Source organism: Arthrobacter sp. H5, from assembly GCF_000520595.1.
GTDB lineage: Bacteria > Actinomycetota > Actinomycetes > Actinomycetales > Micrococcaceae > Arthrobacter_D.
On record NZ_AZSC01000311.1, the window covers coordinates 1 to 16,747 of the forward strand.

A 16,747-nucleotide genomic window follows, 5' to 3' on the forward strand; every position below is an offset into this window, starting at 1 on the left:
AGCGGTTTTTCCGCCTTCGCCCCGGCGGGACGCGAAACCAGCCAGGCCAGCCACAGGCCAAGTGCATACAGTGGCACACCCATGGCAACGCGGGTGGCGCCAAGGGCTGCAATGTTGTCGGCGAAATACAAGGGAACCTGGACCGCCAGCCTCAGGGCCAGCACCGAGATGATGAGCCAGGTTGCAATGTTGTAAGCCTTGACCCGCACGGCATCCTTCCGCCAGTCCACCCCTTCACCGCGGATGAATCCAAACAGCAGGCCGGCGAGCGGCCAGCGGAACGCTATGGAGAGTACCATTCCCACGATGTAGGCGGCGTTGGTGAAGAACCCGGGTAGGAAAAAGTCCTCCGCGTTCCCAGTCTGGTTGGCGACGAACGCACAGATGGCCACACCTGCCAGGCCCGACAACGCCTGGGTCAGCGGTGTCTTGGAGATCAGCCGGAGAACGGTGAAGACCGCTGCCACCGCCAGTGCTGCAATCAGGGAAACCTGAAGGTCTCTGTTGATGGTGAAAATCACCGTGAACACCAGGCCCGGCAGGATGCTTTCCGCGAGGCCACGAATCCCGCCAATCGAAGCAAGGACGTCGATCTGGCCTTCAGCGCCGCGCCGCACTCCTGCCTTCGCGGCATACTGGCCCGCGATGGAGTCCAGGGCATCCGGTTGGTCTCCGGTCCGTGCGGAACCCTCGGACCTGCCCGCCTCGGGCTCCGGCGGATCAATCGGTTTGTTCATTGTGCGTCCTCCGGACGGCCGATGATTTCGTAACGGGGATTATGGATGGTGGGAATTCCGTCAACCTGGCTCACCATCCCCTCGAAGGCAAGTTCTGTTCCGGCTTCGATGCCGGCCACGATGCGCTGTCCGGTCCAGATGAGCCTGATCCTGCGTCCCGGGTAACGGGTCGCGTCACTGCCTGTGTCCCGCCGCTGCCGGCCGTGTGCGCCCCCCGCATCCGAGACGACGGCCGAGAACTGCGGCGGAGCGCTGCGGGGAACGATCGTGATGCGGTCAATGAATCCCCGGCCCTGAACGCGCCCACGGAGCGGAAGCGCGCCGTCCGGATCGCGCTGACGGGGATTCGGCAGATGCATGGTCAGGCCGTTATCAGCCAATATGGGTGATCTCGGGACCACGCTTGAGCGGGTTGTCCATGTTTGCCGCGGGGTTGACCGCCGGGCCGGCTGCGGCCGCCCCCTCCTGCGGCGTGTTGGAATCCTTCGGCAGCCGCAATTGCAGCAACTCCCGGGGCGGGAGCGGATGGTCGCCACGCACCACCACCACGCTGCGGAAGAGGTCCTCCATGGGTGATGCCTCGTCACTGTTCACCGCTGCGGCCCCACCGAAGACTCCGCGCAGGAACCATCGCGGTCCGTCCACCCCAACAAAACGGGCAACCCGGTGGCCGGTCCGGCCATCCGGGGTTTGAGCCGGAAGCTTGGCAACAAGTTCGGGGCCGAAGGCGCCGTCGCGCTCCTGGACCTCCCCTCCCTGGGTGCCGACTGAACCACTGATCTGCTCCCGGATTTCCTTCCAGAGGCCCTCTGAGCGTGGAGCAGCGAAAGCCTGCAGCTGAAGGTTGGAGCCACCCAGGTCCAGGGTGACGGCGATCACCCGTTTGGTCCGCTCCTCAACCTCAAGCCGGAGCTGGAGCCCCTGCGCTGCGGGGACCCGCAGCGCGCCAAGGTCGATGTACCCGTTCGCCGATTCCTTCTCTGATACATCGAACGGTCCAGAGGCAGCTCCGGCATCCCCGGAGGAATCCGGTTGCCCATCCACCTCAGGATCCTCAGTGACAGGCGTACGGTTCTTCTTCAGGCGCCCAAAGACCATGATTGGGTTCCTTTCCTTAATATTTTCCTGGTATTTCAGCGCTTCACGGTGAAGCGCCCTTGATAATCCCGCTGACTGAATGAGCCGTAGGGCAGTGCCGGGAGCTAAGCCGGCGCAAATCCCCCGGTGGACCCAAATCCCCCGCCGCCCCGCACCGACCCCGGAAGCTCTTCCACGGCGATGAACGCTGCGCGCTCCACTTTTTGGATCACCAGTTGGGCGATGCGGTCACCCCTCTTAAACTCCAGGGTCTGTGACGCATCGGTGTTAAGCAGGGTAACGGCAATTTCCCCACGGTAACCCGCGTCCACGGTGCCCGGGGCGTTGACCACGGTGAGGCCATGCCTGGCGGCAAGGCCGGACCGCGGATGAACAAACGCAGCGTAACCTTCCGGCAACGCAATCGACACCCCCGTGGGAATCAGTGCCCGTTGGCCCGGCGGCAGCGAGAAATCTATTCTGCTCCGAAGATCAGCACCCGCATCCCCCGGGTGCGCATACGCCGGAGCCTCGATTCCATCGTCGAGCATTCTGATCCGCACAGACAGATTGTCCACCGTTTCAAGCACGTCAAACTCCTGCAGCCTCATAGTTCATCGGTTGTGCACTGATCCCTTTCACTCTAGCGCTTCCGTACGCTCCATCCACCTGTGCCCGGTGCGGGATGAAAACCTCCCGCAAAGGTGAAAAGCTGATGCCATGTCTACAGCTGCCGCAGGATCACCGGTCGAAACCACAACGTACGAGGAGAGACTCTGGCCAGCTCCCTGGATCTGGGTTGTGGTTGCCGGTGCGTCCGTTGCCTCGATCTTCACTTTTGCGCCAATTAACCTGACCACCGGGTTCATCGCTGCTGTTGTCATCGCGATCATTCTCACTACCCTGCTGATCCTTTCAACCCCACGCATCGCGGTTTCCCCGACCCATTTGCACGTGGGGCGGGCGCAGATCGAACGCCGCTTTCTCGGAACAGTTGAAGCTTTCACCGGCGAGGACGCGACGGCGCAGCGCGGCATCAAGCTCAACGGCACAGCGTATTTGTGCATCCGCGGCTGGATTTCACCGGTGGTGCGCATCGAGATCACCGATCCCGAAGATCCCACGCCCTACTGGTTAACGTCAACGAGGCGGCCGGAGCAGCTGACTGCCGCTCTGACCGCCTCCGCGTAGAGAAGTATTGTGCGCGGGCTGGAAGCTGCTCAGCCTTCGCAGTCCTTGCAGTACGCCATGCCGTTCTTTTCCTTGGCAATCTGGGAGCGGTGGCGCACCAGAAAGCAGGAGGCACAGGTGAATTCATCCGCCTGCGCCGGAAGCACCCGAACAGACAGTTCCTCCCCGGATAGATCCGCGCCTGGAAGTTCGAATCCTTCGGCCGCTTCCGCTTCGTCCTCGTCAACCACCGCTGACTGTTTGTCAGTGCGGCGGTTCTTCAGCTCTTCAAGGGAGTCCTGGCTGAATTCATCATCTGTCTTCCGCGGCGCATCATAATCAGTCGCCATAGTTTCTTGCTCACGCTCCGGTGTATTTAGGTCATATCAGCTGGACCGTAATTCCCGGGACTTCGCTGGAATCCCCGTGTGTGCGGTCCGAAAGTTCATAACGTCGGGTGGCCGCTGTTTGTGCCCGTACCGCAGAGATTGTTGCCGATAACTGCCCGAAAATCCAATCGGGTCCTCCGCTGCGCAACGGGAGGTGCTGCGGAAACGGGCGGAACCGATAAGTTCCGCGCCACACCAGCCCAAGAAGTAGGCACGGGGGCCTTTCGGTGGCAGAGTTTCACCAGTAGGCAAATGGAGTCGGCTGGAGGGTTTTCATGCAGGAGCTACGGCTGGTGGGTGTCGATGAGGATGGAGGGCACCTCCTATTAAGCGGCGACGGCGGGGCAACATACCGCCTTCCCATCAACGAGGCCCTGCGTATGGCCAGTACCCGGCCGTCATCACGGCCGTCTGCGCGTCCTCCTGCTGACCCGCAGGACCGGGGCGATGGCAGAACCATTGTTCAGCTGAGCCCCAGGGATATTCAATCCCGTATCCGCAACGGGGCCACCGCTGAGCAGATCGTTGACGAGTCCGGCCTGGAGCTTCAGCACGTTCTGCGCTATGAAGGTCCCGTACGCGCCGAACGCGAGTACATGGCCCATCTTGCACAGCGGGTGGAAGTCTCCTCCCCCCTCCCTGCCCATGACGGATACCGTTCAGCATTCGGGGATAATCCCGCACAGCTCGGCGATATGGTCCGGTTCCGCCTGCAGGCCTTCGGGGTGGATCCCGACAGCGCCGAGTGGGATGCCTGGCGCAAGCCGGACGGCCAGTGGAATGTGGTGGCCCGGTTTGAACTGCCCGGCGGATCAGCACTTTCCGTGGGAGAGGAACCGCCCGCCCAATGGACGTTCAATCCAACACGCCGGACCATCATGAACGCCAATCGCTGGGCACAGGTGCTCAGCGAGCTTGAACCGCTTGACGGGCCGCTTCCCTCCCGCCGGCTGAGTGCCGTCGCGGACCGCGTTTTCGATTTTGAGGCCAACGAGGAAGTAAACCTCGAGGCCGGAGAACCGGGCTCCGATAACCTTCTCGACGTGCTTCGCTCGCGGCGCGGCCAGCGCCTCGGCATCGATGAGGAGGCGGATGACGCGCTTGCCTTGATGTTGTCCAAGGGCCACATCCCGGCAGCGCATCCGCGCGAGGGCCAGGCGGAATCCGACGAAGTCCCGGAGGCAACCGGCCAAACGGCCTTCCCCGGTCTCAGCCTGGCGCCATCCCCGGAGCACGATCGCGCAGGCAGCGACATTGAGCACTTTGAGTCTGCTGACACGTACGACGACGGTACGCCCCGCTTGTTTGAAGGTGTGAGCACTCAGACCCGGGAAGTCAGTATCCTTGCGCGGCCTTTACTTCCGGATAACCATCCGGTGGACCCTGCGTCCCGCTCGCAGGCTTCCGCTCGAACGGGCACCAATTCACGCCCAAAGGTGGAGGAAACTCCGAAACCGGTACGGGATGCCGATGGCGGGCGCGAGGAATCCCCCGACCGCAAGATCCGGCCCCGCCGCTCCAGCGTTCCCAGCTGGGACGAGATCGTCTTCGGCGCCAAAGGGGACTGACGCCGTCGTTCGTGGCGGTTTCAGCGCTGCAGCACTGACGTGGGGTCAAAGGGAAGCTGCGCTTCCCCGCCTGCCAGCGATCGGGAAACGTGGGATGTCACGCGCCTCATATGGTGGCGGCGGCACAGCGTTTCGTAGCCGATAACCGGCGCCAGCGGAGGCTCAAGGCTTTCCAAGCCTCCACCGGTCAGCTTCTCCTGCCTCGGGTCCCCCTGCGTTCGCGGTTGTTCCACGTCGCCCACCACCATTTGATCGCCTTCGACCACCATCACGCCGTCCACGGTGCGGGCGTTGTGCGTGGCCCGGCGGCCGCACCAGCACAGGGCTTCAACCTGGAGCACCTGGGTGCGGTCGGCCAGTTCGATCAGCCGCTGGGCTCCGGGGAAGAGCCGGGTCCGGAAGTCCGAGGTGATGCCGAAGGCAAACACGTCGACGTCCATGTCATCCACCACACGGGCCAGCTGTTCGATCTGCGCAGCCGTGTAGAACTGCGCCTCATCGCAAATGAGATAGTCGACGCGGGTTCCGTTGGTCCTCAGACGCACAATATCGGTCCAGAAGTCAGTGTTCGGACGCACCTCGATGGCCTGGGTCATGAGCCCGAGCCTGCTGGAAATAACCGACTCGCCCGCCCGGTCATGGGAACTGAACAACAGGCCACCACGCCCGCGGGCACTGTGGTTATGGTCCATCTGCAAAGCCAGCGTGGATTTACCGCAATCCATGGTTCCGGAGAAAAAGATCAGCTCTGCCACGGTCACCTGCCCGCCTTTCGATTGACCTTGGGGCGGTTCAGTGTCAGCAGGGGAACCTCCCGCTCGGCCCGTGTCATCGATCCGTGCTGGCCGACTACTTCCAGCGCGGATGGGGAGACTCGGCGGGTGTCGTAGAACGCCACTGGCTCCCGGGCGGCAATGAGCAGGTCGCCAATCCGTGGCCCGACCGTCGCATCCACTTCGCCGAACAACCCGGCGCCGATGGCCTCCTGCCGCGTGATGATCCAGGCCTGACCGCCGTGGGCCTGTCGCCAGGAGTGAAGGACCGCCAGACGGCCTGCCTCGTCGAGATCCGGTTCGAAGTACAGGTGCACCATCCGCGGCTCTCCCGCGGTGTGGGCCACGCCATTGATGAGTGCAGGCGAGGCGGAGTAGTCGTAGCGGTGCTCCGGAGCGACATCCACCATTCCATGGTCAGCGCTCAGCAGGAGCAGCGTGTCCGGCGGAACCCTCGAGGCGAGGGTGCGCATCTGGGCGTCGAGATCCTCCAGCCGGTCCACCCAGTCAGCCGATTGGCAGCCCGACCGGTGGCCTGTCTTGTCGAGCTCGTTGAGGTACAGGTAGGCGAGCATGCTCTCTGCTCCCACCAGTTCCTCGCAGGCTGCACGGACACGGGCCTGCGGGGTTCCGGCAGAGACGTAGCGGCCGCCGCGGAGCGCCGCGCGGGTGAGCCCCGATTCCTCAAATCGCGGGAGGCTGATCGTCACCACCGGGATTTCCCCAGCCACCCGTTCAAACACTGTTGGATGGGGCTGCCAGCGAAGCGGATCGACCCCGCTGTCCCAGCCGCCGAGCATGTTGACCACTTTGCCCTGTTCCGGGTCCAGCACATCGTAGCCAACGAGCCCGTGCGACCCCGGCGGCAATCCGGTCCCCAGGCTGGCCAGGGCCGCGGCGGTGGTGGAGGGAAACACCGAGCCGATTGTCCGGGACGAATCCATGCGCTGGCGCAGGAAGGGTGCATGGCCGGCACGCTGGCGCAACAGCGAGGCGCCGAGGCCGTCCACCAGCACCACACAGATACGGCGCGCTGCGGGCAGCTGAAGTGGATTGGTGAAGCCGTCGAGGCCAAGTGCCGCTGCCGAACTGGTGAAGAGATCCCCAATCGAAGCACGCCCGTAGGCCGGCGGCGCCGGGAGCGGCTCCCGATGCAGGTTGGTTTCGGTCATGGGCCTTAGCTACCGCTGGTGGTGTGCGCGGCTGAAACGGGTGGCCAGGGAAGTTGGCCGCCGTCCGCCTGGACCGGAATTGACGACGACGCCGCCCGCCACTGGATTGGCGGCGTTTACCTGCCGCAGCGCACGCGCAAACGCCTTGGCGTTCTGGACGGCCTGCAGGCCATCGGCGTCTGAACTTACGCGGAGAACTATGTCCTCCTGGGCGATTGTGCCTGTATACCCGTGGTCGGCGTCGCACTGTGGATCCCCGCAGCTCGCGGGTCCCATATCCAGCCGCTGACCGCCCGACCAGGCGATGGCCAGGGTGAGTTCCCGCACCGGGTCCGATGGCTTGTAATCCTGCGGCTGGGCATACAGATAGCTGAGAACCACGGATTTGATCTGGCTGACGGGCACGGATTCGGTGGAGATCTGCGCCATCATCTGCTCACCGGCCTCGTCCAGTTGCTGGTCATCCACGTGGGTGATCACCAGCATGTCCTCCGTGAGCACAAGCACCGTGATGTGACGGCGAACCTCAGTGCGCTCGAAGTGCGTTTCCAGGTGGACCACGTGGGAGAGCGGCTCACGTCCGTCCAGGGCGTCGTGGACCACGTCCGCCACCAGCCGTGGATAAAATCCGGCACGTTCCAGGGAGGCATCCAGGTCACGGCGTTCAGCGGAAAGCGATGGAGTCATGCTTTCAGTTTCCCTTATTCCGGCGCAGTCCACCTAACCGGGGCGGCAGGACCTGCGGCGGCAGCTTAGTCACGCATGGCACGCCGGGCGCTGTCGGTGCGTTGCCGTGGATTACCCACCCGGATGTCCGCACTTAATACCGCCAGGCCGCCCGCCGAGACCAGCACCGGGTTGAACTGCAGCAGCGCGATCTCCGGGTGCCAATCCTTCATGACCGCCACCCGAGCAATGAGGTCCTCCAGCGAGGAGATGTTCACCGATGGGAGCCCCTGGTAGCCGAACAGCCTCCGTGAAGCGCGCGGGCCGCGGAGCAGGTCAGCTGTGTCCACGGTGGTCATCGGCGGAATCGCGTGGCCCCAGTCGTCCAACAGGTTCACCGCGTCTCCCGCCATGCCAAAGGACAGCACTGGTCCGAGAAGCGGATCCTCGATTGCCCTGACTATGCAGGCCTGGCCGGGCGGCGCCATGGCCTGCACCTCCAGCCCGGGACTGCCGAAAGGAGCCAGTTCGCTTTTCATGGCGGTAATTGCCTGGCGCAGCGAGGCGGGATCGGCAATATTGAGTCTTACCCCGCCAAAATCCAACCGGTGTCGCAGGTGTTCATCAGTTGTCTTGACGGCCACCGGCCAGCCAAGCCGTTCGGCGGCCGCTTCCGCCTCGCCGAACGTCTCGAAAGACTCGGAAGACAGCAGGTCAATCCCGTAGCAGCCGGCGAGCTTTGCACTCTCCGCGCCGTCAAGGCGGACCAGTCCGTCATCCACCACCCTGGTCAGGATCATGTCAAGGTGCGCGGCGGCGTCGTCGGCTGCAATTCCCGCCGGCTCTGTGAAGACACCGTGGTCACGAGCCCGCCACTGCGAGTATTTCACCACCGCGGCGAGGGCTGCCACTGCCGCACCGGGACCCGCGAAGCAAGGAACGCCCTGACCTGACGGGTCGGCACCGATAAGTCCATCCGTCTGCGCCGCAGGATCCAGTATCCCGGTGAAGCAGGCGACCACCGGTTTCCCCGAGTGGGCCGCGCACTCGCGCAAGACCGGAACAATCACATCCGGGGGCAGTCCCTGGGCGGGCAGGAGGGTGATGACGGCGGCGTGAACCGCGGCATTGGCCAGCGCGTCCATCAGTTCTGCCCGCAGCACCGGAAGCGCAGTCGACTGTCCGGTGTCGAGATCCAGGTCTGTGACCAGCAGCGCCGTCTGGAGATCCTGCGCGGACGCAGCGTCAACGACCACTTTCCCGAGCGCCAGGGAATTGCTGAAAACTGCCAGTCCCGGACCGGAGGGCAGCGGCCCGCCCACCACAATCTGGGCGATATCCATCAACTGTTCCGTGGTCTCGACCCGGATCACGCCGGCCTGCCGGAGCATTGCGTCGAGAGCCCCGGACGGCGCCTGCGTGGTGCGGACGGCGTGGCCGGGCGGCAACTGCAGTCCCATCACATCCGATTTCGCAACGATCACAGGTTTGGTCTTGGACAGCCTGCGCGCTATCCGCGAGAACTTCCGCGGATTGCCGATCGATTCGAGGTACAGGCCCACGGCACGGGTCTGCGGATCATCCTCCCAGTACTGCATGGCGTCATTTCCGGAGACATCCGCACGGTTTCCGGCCGACAGCGCCGAGGACAGCCCCAACCCCCTGCGCATGGCCGCCGCGTGCAGCAGCACCCCCAGGGCGGCCGACTGCGTGAACAATGCCAGCCCGCCAGCTGGTGGCAGCGACGGCGCCATGGACGCATTCATCCGAACGTCCGGGTGGGTGTTCACGATACCCAGCGACGCCGGTCCCACCACCCGCATGCCGAAGGACCGGGCGCGGTGCACCAGTGCGCGCTGACGTGCCAAACCGTAGTCGACGTCGTCGGCGAAACCTGCGGTAGCGATGAGGAGGTTCTTCACGCCGGCCTCCCCGCACTCGTTGACCACTACCGCCACCCGCTCATAAGGAACCGCGACCACTGCGAGGTCAACGGGCCCGGGAACCTCGGAGATGGAGCCGTAGGACATCATGCCGCCCAGCTCGAAGGCCTCCGGGTTGACCGCTGCCGCCGTGCCGGAGAACCCACCATCAATGACGTGCTCAAGCAGGGAGTAGCCAACGGTTCCCCAGGTGCGGCTGGCACCGATCACGGCAATGGACGACGGCGCCATCAGGGCGGCGACGCTCCTCGCCTCCGCGCGGTGTTCGCGGGACTCCATCACGGCACGGGAGCGCTCAGTGGGGTCGATGTCGAAGTGCAGCATCACAACGCCGTCGTCGAACCGGCGCTGCACCTCGTAGCCGGCCTCGGCGAAGACGGTGATCATTTTCCTGTTCTCGGGAAGCACCTCCGCGGAGAAGCGGCGGATACCGTTCTCTCGGGCGGCAGCGGCAAGGTGTTCGAGGAGGATCGATCCGAGGCCGCGGCCCTGGTGCAGGTCCGAAACGTTGAAGGCGACCTCGGCCTCGGTAGGGTCATCCAGGCGGTCGTACCGGCCGATGCCAATGATCTCCTGTGCGCGCGTCACCACGAAGGCTACCCGGCTGGTGTGGTCCACTTCGGTGAACCGTTTGAGCTCCCGTGCGCTCAGCGTGGCCTTGTAGGTAAAGAAACGCAGGTAGATTGAGGCCTCGGACTGCCGGCCATGGAAGGTCTGCACAGCCTCGGCATCACGCGGATCGATCGGCCGCAGATGGCCGGTTGCCCCGTCGCGCAACACGACATCGGCCTCCCAATATTCCGGGTAATGTCCGCCAGCCACCATAGACTCACCCTAGTGGGCCGCCAGTGCCCGCGTCAGCATAGTCCCGCGTGTCTGTGCTGTCCATCCATCAGCCGCCACCCCGAAGGACCCACCGAGAACCATGGCCAGGCGCCAAGCAACACCACCGGCAGACGATTACACCGAGAACATCATTGACATTGATGTGACCAACGAAATGCAGGATTCCTTCCTGGAGTATGCGTATTCGGTGATCTACTCCCGCGCCCTGCCCGATGCCCGCGATGGCCTGAAGCCCGTGCAGCGTCGGATCCTCTACATGATGACGGACATGGGGCTGCGCCCCGACCGCGGGCATGTGAAGTCGGCGCGTGTGGTGGGCGAGGTGATGGGCAAGCTCCACCCCCACGGTGACGCAGCCATCTACGACGCCATGGTGCGCATGGCGCAGGACTTCTCGCTGCGGCTGCCGCTGATCGACGGCCACGGAAACTTTGGATCGCTCGACGACGGCCCGGCGGCGGCCCGCTACACGGAGGCCCGCCTCGCGCCGGCCGCGTTGACCATGACAGACCACCTCGGCGAGGACGTGGTGGACTTCATTCCCAACTATGACAACCAGCTTCTCCAGCCGGAGGTGCTGCCGTCCGCTTTTCCCAACCTGCTGGTTAACGGAGCCACCGGAATTGCGGTCGGCATGGCCACGAACATGGCGCCGCACAACCTCGGTGAGGTGATTGCAGCGGCCCGCCACCTGATCGAGCATCCCGATGCCGGGCTGGAAGACATCATGCGCTTCATCCCCGGCCCCGACCTACCCAGCGGCGGGAAAATCGTGGGCCTGGACGGCATCCGCGACGCGTACGCGACCGGCAGGGGGTCCTTCAAGACCCGCGCCAAAGTGGAGGTGGAGCAGCTGTCCGCCCGACGCACCGGGCTGGTGGTCACAGAACTCCCCTACACCGTGGGTCCGGAAAAAGTCATCGAGAAGATCAAGGACGCCGTAACGTCCAAGAAGCTGCAGGGCATCTCGGACATTGTTGATCTGACAGACCGCACCCATGGACTACGGCTGGTGATTGAACTGAAAAATGGTTTTAATCCCAACGCCGTGCTTGCGCAGTTGTACCGCTACTCCCCCATGGAAGACTCGTTCGGCGTCAATAACGTCACGCTCGTGGATGGCCAGCCGCGCACGCTGGGCCTGGTGGAGCTGCTGCAGGTGTACATCAGCCACCGCCTGTCGGTGGTGCGCCGCCGGACCGCCTACCGGCTGGGAAGGAAGAAGGACCGGCTCCACCTGGTGGAGGGCCTGTTGATTGCCATTGTGGACATCGACGAGGTCATCCAGGTCATCCGGTCCTCCGATGAGGCCGCTGCTGCCCGCACCCGGCTCATGTCCATCTATGACCTCACGGAAATTCAGGCCAACCACATCCTTGAGCTGCGGTTGCGACAACTGACCAAGTACTCCCGGATCGAGCTGGAGAAGGAGCAGGACCAACTGCGGCGGGACATTGCCGAACTTGAGGAAATCCTCGGATCCGAACCGCGGCTGCGCCAGCTTGTGTCGGACGAGCTGGCGGAAATCTCGGCCAGGTTCGCCACCCCCCGCCGGACAGTGCTGCTGGAATCGGAAGCCAGCGCCCCGTTGAAGGGGACGATCATGCCCGAGTCCTCCGGCAAGGGGGCCAAGGCCCCGCTGGCGTTGGAGATCGCCGACGATCCATGCTGGGTGATCCTCTCAAGCTCCGGCCAGCTGGCGCGCACCACGGGCAGGGACCCGCTCGAGGAGAGTGGTCAGCGGCTGAAGCATGATGCGTTTACGTCACTGGTCCGGAGCACCGCGCGAGCCGAAGTCGGAGCGGTCACCTCATCCGGGCGCATGATGCGGCTGCAGGTGATGGACCTGCCGGCGCTGCCGCCGACATCGGGCATTCCAAACCTCGCTGGCGGGGTGCCAGTCAAGGAGTTCATCACCCTGGAGCGTGGGGAAACACTAGTGGGACTGATTCCGCTCGACGCTGTCCTTGCGCTCGGAACGGCGCAGGGCGTGGTCAAGCGGGTTGCCCCGGACTACCCGCTGAACCGGGACGATTGGGAGATCATCAGCCTGAAACCCAAGGACCGGATTGTGGGACTTGCAACGGTGTCCGATGCGGACCAGTTGGTCTTCATCACCCGCCAGGCGCAGCTCCTGCGTTTCTCCGCCTCCTCTGTCCGCCCTCAAGGCCGTACCGCGGGGGGCATGGCCGGCGTCAAGCTGGGAACGGACGACGCCGTCATCCACTTTGGCGCGGTGCGCACCGACGATCCTGCCGCCGTCGTTGTCACCATCGCCTCGGGGAGCGACGCGCTGCCGGGGACTGAACCCGGCACCGTGAAGGTCACCGATTTCGCCGAATATCCGGCCAAAGGCCGTGCCACGGCCGGTGTGCGCGCCCACCGGTTCCTCAAAGGGGAAGACCACCTCACGCTGGCGTGGGCGGGCCATGGGCCTGCGAAGGCGGTGGCCAGCAACGGGGTGGCGCGGGCGCTGCCTACCGAGCACGGACGCCGCGACGGTTCCGGCGTGGTACTGGCCCAGCAGGTTGACGCGATCGGGCCGGCGCTGGGCTGAGAAGTACCCCATCGACTCTCCCCAAACGGACCGCTTCAGCGCCAAAAGCGGCCTCAAAAGGTCAGTTTGGGGAGAGTCGATTCACAGCAGCTTCTCGTACGCCATTGAACGCTGTGTAGGCGTGTAGCCCAGCCGCTCGTACAGGCCGAGTGCACCGGAAGGGTTCTCGGTGTCCACGCCAAGACCCGCGTGTTCAATCCCGTCGGCCTTGAACCGCCTCATCGCCTCCGCAAGCAGTGCCGGTGCGAGGTGCTGGCCGCGCCAGCCACGGCGGACCCCCAGCAGGTCTGTGTAGCCTTCGGTGTGTCCCAGCAGTTCCTTGGAATCAGGGTCGAAGCTGGCGATCTGATAAGCGGCGACCTCGCCGGAGGCCGCGTCGATGACCGCGAGGCTCCACTTCGGCTTGAACTCCGGGTGAATGACGGTGAAGTGCCAGGATTCCTCGTCGCGCGGCTCACTTCCCCAGTGATCCTGGAAGGCCTCGTTGTGCGCCAGCCTGACGGCTTCGGAGATGTCGTCGCTGAAGGTGGTGATTTCCAGTCCGTGCGCAATCTCGATGTCGGGTATCTCGAGGTCCAGCGGCCGGGTCATTTCCGTGAACCAGCGGACAATTCCGGCACCGGTGGATTCGAGCAGCGCCCGGTGGGACCGGGATTTTTCCTCGACATAGGTGCGCACAAATCCGTCCGGGATACCCGCGGCGGAGAAACGCTGCCGCGCCCTCTCCAGCTGCCAGTCGTAGACGGACCGACCAATCCCTTGGCGGCGCCAGGCCGGGTCCACGCCGCCAAAGGAATGGGCAAGGGTTGAACCGGGATTGATGCCGACTCTGCCAAAGGCCCGGGGCACGCCGTCCTGGTCGACGCCCAGCACGGTGTCCTTGGCAGGATCGTTCTTGGACGACTGCAGAACCTCGGCAAGGTCGGCGCGTTGTTCCACCCAATCCGGCTTATCCTCGGCGGCCATCCGCCCGATGAGAGCATGCCAGGGATCGATGTCGGCCGCGTCGATGGGCCGCCAGCGGAGCAGGGTGGATTCGGGTGCGGGCTCAGGCGTACTCATGCTCCCAGCGTAGGTGATTTCCGCCGCCTGGGAGTGCCAATTGGACACCCGAATCGCAGCCCTGTGCCTCGGCGGAATTGTGAGTGACCAGCAACACCGGCCGGCCCAACAGACCCAGCCTCAAATCCGACAGGAGTGCCCGGGCACCGGCTGAATCCAGATGGGCTGTCGGTTCGTCGAGCACAAGGACATCAGCCTCGGCCAACAGCGCCCTCGCCACCGCGAGTCTTTGTCTTTGCCCTCCGGAGAGCCTGTCCCCGTCGGGACCGATCCGAGCGTCCAGTCCGTCCTTGAGGTTCCACACGGCACTGCCCAGCCCGACGGCGTCCAGAGCCTTCCACAGCTCTGCGTCGGTGGCAGCTCCCTCCGGTGTCCGGGCAAGCTGGAGGTTGGCCCGGATCGTGGAGTTGAACAAATGGCCTTCCTGCGGGCACCACGCAATGCGTGCGGGCCGCCCGGCAGCCGGGCGTCCGTTGAGCAGGTACGAACCGGCTGTGACCGGCAGGAACCCGAGCAGCGCACCGACCAGGGTTGACTTCCCGCTCCCCGAAGGGCCAGTCAATGCAGTCCACCCGCCGCGGGCAAGATCGAGGTCCACACCTTTCACCACACTGTTGCCGGGACCGTAGCCGACCGAGACACCGCGCAAGCTGATCGTTTCAATGCTGGTGTGGTCCGCCTCCTCCGTGCGCGCCTCACCGCGGGAAAGCTCCGGGTGGATGCGCCGGGTCACTTCCCCGAGCGGCCCCCATTGCTGTACCGCCGCCGAACCGGCCGTGAACGGTTCAATCAGGGCGAGCTGAAGGAGGACCACGACGGCGGTTGTTTCGGCTGGCAGCCCGGACGAGGTCACGGTGATGGCCACCGCTGCCGCGCCGCAGACGAGGATCACGATGGCCTGCGCCACGCCGGCCGCCCAGGCCGCACGCCGCACACCACGGTCCGCCCCGCGGTCCACTGCCGCCAGTTGTTGCAGGGATGCTTCATTGAGGCCGTTGGCCGAGATATCCTTTCCGGCTCTCAGCAGACTGCTGGTTCGAGCCAGGGATTCCGCGCGCAGTTGAAGACCGGCGGCGCCGGCGGACCGCTCGGCCCATACCGCTGCCAACGGCGCCACCAGCACCCCGCCTGTGACGGCGGCAATCTGCCAGCCAAGGGCGGCGGGCAGGAGCAGCGCGGTGGCCACAACCGCCGCCAACCCTGTCAGCAGGGCGGTCAACGGTGGATGGACGGCCCTCGCTGCGGTGTCCCGGAGTTCATCGATGTCACCCACCAGCCGCTCAATCGCACCCGATCCCCGCGAGAGTGCCCGCCACGATTCTGCCCGGTCCAGCAGACCGTTCCAGAGCTGCAGCCGGACCCGGTTGGTGGAGAAGAAGATGGCGTCGTGGAGCCACAGGCGCTCGCAGTAACGCAGCAGCGATCGGCCGATACCGAAGAACCTCACGCCCACTATCGCCGCCAGCAGGAACAGGATGGGCGGTTGTATGCTGGCGCGCACAATGAGCCATCCGGACAGTGCCGCCAGCGCGGCCGCGAAGAGCGCGGAGCCCATGCCACAACCAAGCGCTGCGAGGAACCGCGGAGACCACGGCCGGGTCAAGGCAAGTACGTTGCGGAGCAACCGCAGACCGTGGGCGGGCAGCTGAGCGGAAGAGTCGACAGCACCGGGCTCCTCCGCACCGGTTGCGTCAGCAGCCGTGGCCGCCGCGGGACCGGCCACCACCGGCATTTGAAGTCCGGCGGGTGCTTCCGGTCCGGAGAGCTTGATGGTCCGGTCCGCGACAGCTGCTGTGGCGTCGTCGTGCGCGATCAGGAGCACCGTCACCCTTCCGCGTATCGCCCGCAGCACCGTTCGGATCGCGTGTGACGCGCCGTCGTCCACGTGGGCCGTCGGCTCATCGAGTAGAAGGAGGTTGACGCGTTCGGTGTGCCGGATCCGCGCCAGTGCCCGCGCAACAGCCACCCGCCGCACCTCCCCTGGACTGAGCTCCGCGGTGGCCCGGTCAAGCAGCCCGCCGCCGCCAACGCCCGCCAGTTCGTCGGCGAGCGCCGGGTGATCACACGGCAGGCCGGCATAGAGGGACAGCTCGGCCCGTACCGTGTCCATCAGGAGTTCGGGATGCTGCGGCACCCAGGCAATGCGCTCCTGATCGACGCCGGATACTTCGCCGCTGACCTCAAGGCCTGCCGGCTGCGTTCCGGCCAGGACGTTCATGATGGTGGACTTGCCGCAGCCGCTGGGTCCACGGAGCGCGGTGATGCTGCCGAGTGGCAGGGTGAGGTTCAGATTGTTTGCCACGGGGGTACGCGACCCGTCGTAACACAGGCTGAGATTCCGTAGGCCGATGGTGCCACCCGGTTCGCCCGCAAAGGAGGCGCGGCGGGGTTCATCCAGGATGCCGCGCACCCTCTTTCCGGCCTCCAGCCCCTCGTCACTCGCGTGGTGCGCCGCCCCCACCTCCCGCAACGGCAGGAAACATTCAGGTGCAAGGATCAGCGCAAGCAGCCCGGTTTCCAGCCCCATGTCGCCGTACACCAGCCGCACGCCGATGAACACCGCCACCACCGCGACCGAAATGGTGCTGATGAGCTCAAGGGCCAGCGAGGAGAGAAACGCGGTCCGCAGCGTTTCCATGGTGCGCCCGGCATAGTTGTCCGCGATGACCTTCAGCGCCTTGGTCTGCGCGGAGGCGCGGCCGAGTCCCACCAGAACGGGCAGCCCCTTGGCGAGCTCCAACAGGTGATCCGACAGTCTGTCGAGGGCGGCCGCGGCCGCGCGGGTAG

General features: G+C 65.0%; 14 protein-coding genes. 3 read left to right on the forward strand and 11 right to left on the reverse strand.

The window, feature by feature from the left end; translation table 11 throughout:
- From Y708_RS21925 to dut, 4 genes are all read right to left on the reverse strand, one after another.
- The coding region (locus tag Y708_RS21925; protein WP_081746384.1) for a DUF3159 domain-containing protein at positions 1 to 737 on the reverse strand (737 nt) is incomplete at its 3' end.
- A complete protein-coding gene (locus tag Y708_RS21930) occupies positions 734 to 1,117 on the reverse strand; it encodes a single stranded DNA-binding domain-containing protein (RefSeq protein ID WP_253905639.1) in 384 nt (127 codons plus the stop codon). The genes Y708_RS21925 and Y708_RS21930, both read right to left, overlap by 4 nt.
- Entirely contained in the window at positions 1,110 to 1,835 is a 726-nt protein-coding gene (locus tag Y708_RS0100405; protein ID WP_028278419.1) for a DUF3710 domain-containing protein, read from the reverse strand. Before Y708_RS0100405 ends, Y708_RS21930 begins: the two co-directional genes overlap by 8 nt.
- A gap of 104 nt (positions 1,836 to 1,939) precedes the next feature.
- On the reverse strand, positions 1,940 to 2,425 hold the full coding sequence (gene dut, locus Y708_RS21935) for a dUTP diphosphatase (RefSeq protein WP_051478266.1): 486 nt from the start codon (positions 2,423 to 2,425) through the stop codon (positions 1,940 to 1,942).
- Between the two features lie 109 nt (positions 2,426 to 2,534).
- On the opposite strand from dut, the gene Y708_RS0100415 reads away from it, so the two are divergent.
- Positions 2,535 to 3,005, forward strand: coding sequence for a DUF3093 domain-containing protein (locus tag Y708_RS0100415; RefSeq protein WP_028278420.1), 471 nt, complete (start codon positions 2,535 to 2,537; stop codon positions 3,003 to 3,005).
- 29 nt (positions 3,006 to 3,034) lie between these two features.
- Here the strand turns inward: Y708_RS0100415 and Y708_RS0100420 are convergent, their stop codons facing one another.
- Positions 3,035 to 3,334, reverse strand: a complete 300-nt coding sequence (locus Y708_RS0100420) for a DUF4193 domain-containing protein (protein ID WP_028278421.1) — start codon at positions 3,332 to 3,334, stop codon at positions 3,035 to 3,037.
- Between the two features lie 314 nt (positions 3,335 to 3,648).
- Here Y708_RS0100420 and sepH point away from each other — a divergent pair, with 314 nt between their 5' ends.
- Entirely contained in the window at positions 3,649 to 4,941 is a 1,293-nt protein-coding gene (gene sepH / locus Y708_RS0100425; RefSeq protein WP_028278422.1) for a septation protein SepH, read from the forward strand.
- A 20-nt stretch (positions 4,942 to 4,961) separates the two neighbouring features.
- Here sepH and Y708_RS0100430 read toward each other — a convergent pair whose 3' ends face one another.
- From Y708_RS0100430 to Y708_RS0100445, 4 genes are all read right to left on the reverse strand, one after another.
- On the reverse strand, positions 4,962 to 5,696 hold the full coding sequence (locus tag Y708_RS0100430) for a thymidine kinase (RefSeq protein ID WP_028278423.1): 735 nt from the start codon (positions 5,694 to 5,696) through the stop codon (positions 4,962 to 4,964).
- A gap of 2 nt (positions 5,697 to 5,698) precedes the next feature.
- Entirely contained in the window at positions 5,699 to 6,886 is a 1,188-nt protein-coding gene (locus tag Y708_RS0100435; RefSeq protein ID WP_028278424.1) for an alkaline phosphatase family protein, read from the reverse strand.
- Between the two features lie 9 nt (positions 6,887 to 6,895).
- A complete protein-coding gene (locus tag Y708_RS0100440; RefSeq protein ID WP_028278425.1) occupies positions 6,896 to 7,573 on the reverse strand; it encodes a DUF5998 family protein in 678 nt (225 codons plus the stop codon).
- Positions 7,574 to 7,638: 65 nt separating this feature from the next.
- Complete coding sequence (locus Y708_RS0100445) at positions 7,639 to 10,320, reverse strand: bifunctional acetate--CoA ligase family protein/GNAT family N-acetyltransferase (protein WP_028278426.1); 2,682 nt, start codon at positions 10,318 to 10,320, stop codon at positions 7,639 to 7,641.
- A 100-nt stretch (positions 10,321 to 10,420) separates the two neighbouring features.
- Here Y708_RS0100445 and Y708_RS0100450 point away from each other — a divergent pair, with 100 nt between their 5' ends.
- The gene (locus Y708_RS0100450) at positions 10,421 to 12,898 is read left to right on the forward strand and encodes a DNA gyrase/topoisomerase IV subunit A (protein WP_028278427.1); all 2,478 of its coding nucleotides are present in this window, start codon (positions 10,421 to 10,423) and stop codon (positions 12,896 to 12,898) included.
- Between the two features lie 81 nt (positions 12,899 to 12,979).
- On the opposite strand, the gene Y708_RS0100455 is transcribed toward Y708_RS0100450, so the two are convergent.
- The gene (locus Y708_RS0100455) at positions 12,980 to 13,960 is read right to left on the reverse strand and encodes a GNAT family N-acetyltransferase (RefSeq protein WP_051478281.1); all 981 of its coding nucleotides are present in this window, start codon (positions 13,958 to 13,960) and stop codon (positions 12,980 to 12,982) included.
- A partial coding sequence (cydC, locus tag Y708_RS21940) for a thiol reductant ABC exporter subunit CydC (protein WP_051478290.1) occupies positions 13,947 to 16,747 on the reverse strand: 2,801 nt, incomplete at its 5' end. The genes cydC and Y708_RS0100455, both read right to left, overlap by 14 nt.

Bases quoted from the DNA above. Each gene is read 5' to 3' on its own strand.
- Y708_RS0100405 (WP_028278419.1), bottom strand. From the start codon at position 1,835: ATGGTCTTTGGGCGCCTGAAGAAGAACCGTACGCCTGTCACTGAGGAT.
- dut (WP_051478266.1), bottom strand. From the start codon at position 2,425: ATGAGGCTGCAGGAGTTTGACGTGCTTGAAACGGTGGACAATCTGTCT.
- Y708_RS0100415 (WP_028278420.1), top strand. From the start codon at position 2,535: ATGTCTACAGCTGCCGCAGGATCACCGGTCGAAACCACAACGTACGAG.
- Y708_RS0100420 (WP_028278421.1), bottom strand. From the start codon at position 3,334: ATGGCGACTGATTATGATGCGCCGCGGAAGACAGATGATGAATTCAGC.
- sepH (WP_028278422.1), top strand. From the start codon at position 3,649: ATGCAGGAGCTACGGCTGGTGGGTGTCGATGAGGATGGAGGGCACCTC.
- Y708_RS0100435 (WP_028278424.1), bottom strand. From the start codon at position 6,886: ATGACCGAAACCAACCTGCATCGGGAGCCGCTCCCGGCGCCGCCGGCC.
- Y708_RS0100440 (WP_028278425.1), bottom strand. From the start codon at position 7,573: ATGACTCCATCGCTTTCCGCTGAACGCCGTGACCTGGATGCCTCCCTG.
- Y708_RS0100445 (WP_028278426.1), bottom strand. From the start codon at position 10,320: ATGGTGGCTGGCGGACATTACCCGGAATATTGGGAGGCCGATGTCGTG.
- Y708_RS0100450 (WP_028278427.1), top strand. From the start codon at position 10,421: ATGGCCAGGCGCCAAGCAACACCACCGGCAGACGATTACACCGAGAAC.
- Y708_RS0100455 (WP_051478281.1), bottom strand. From the start codon at position 13,960: ATGAGTACGCCTGAGCCCGCACCCGAATCCACCCTGCTCCGCTGGCGG.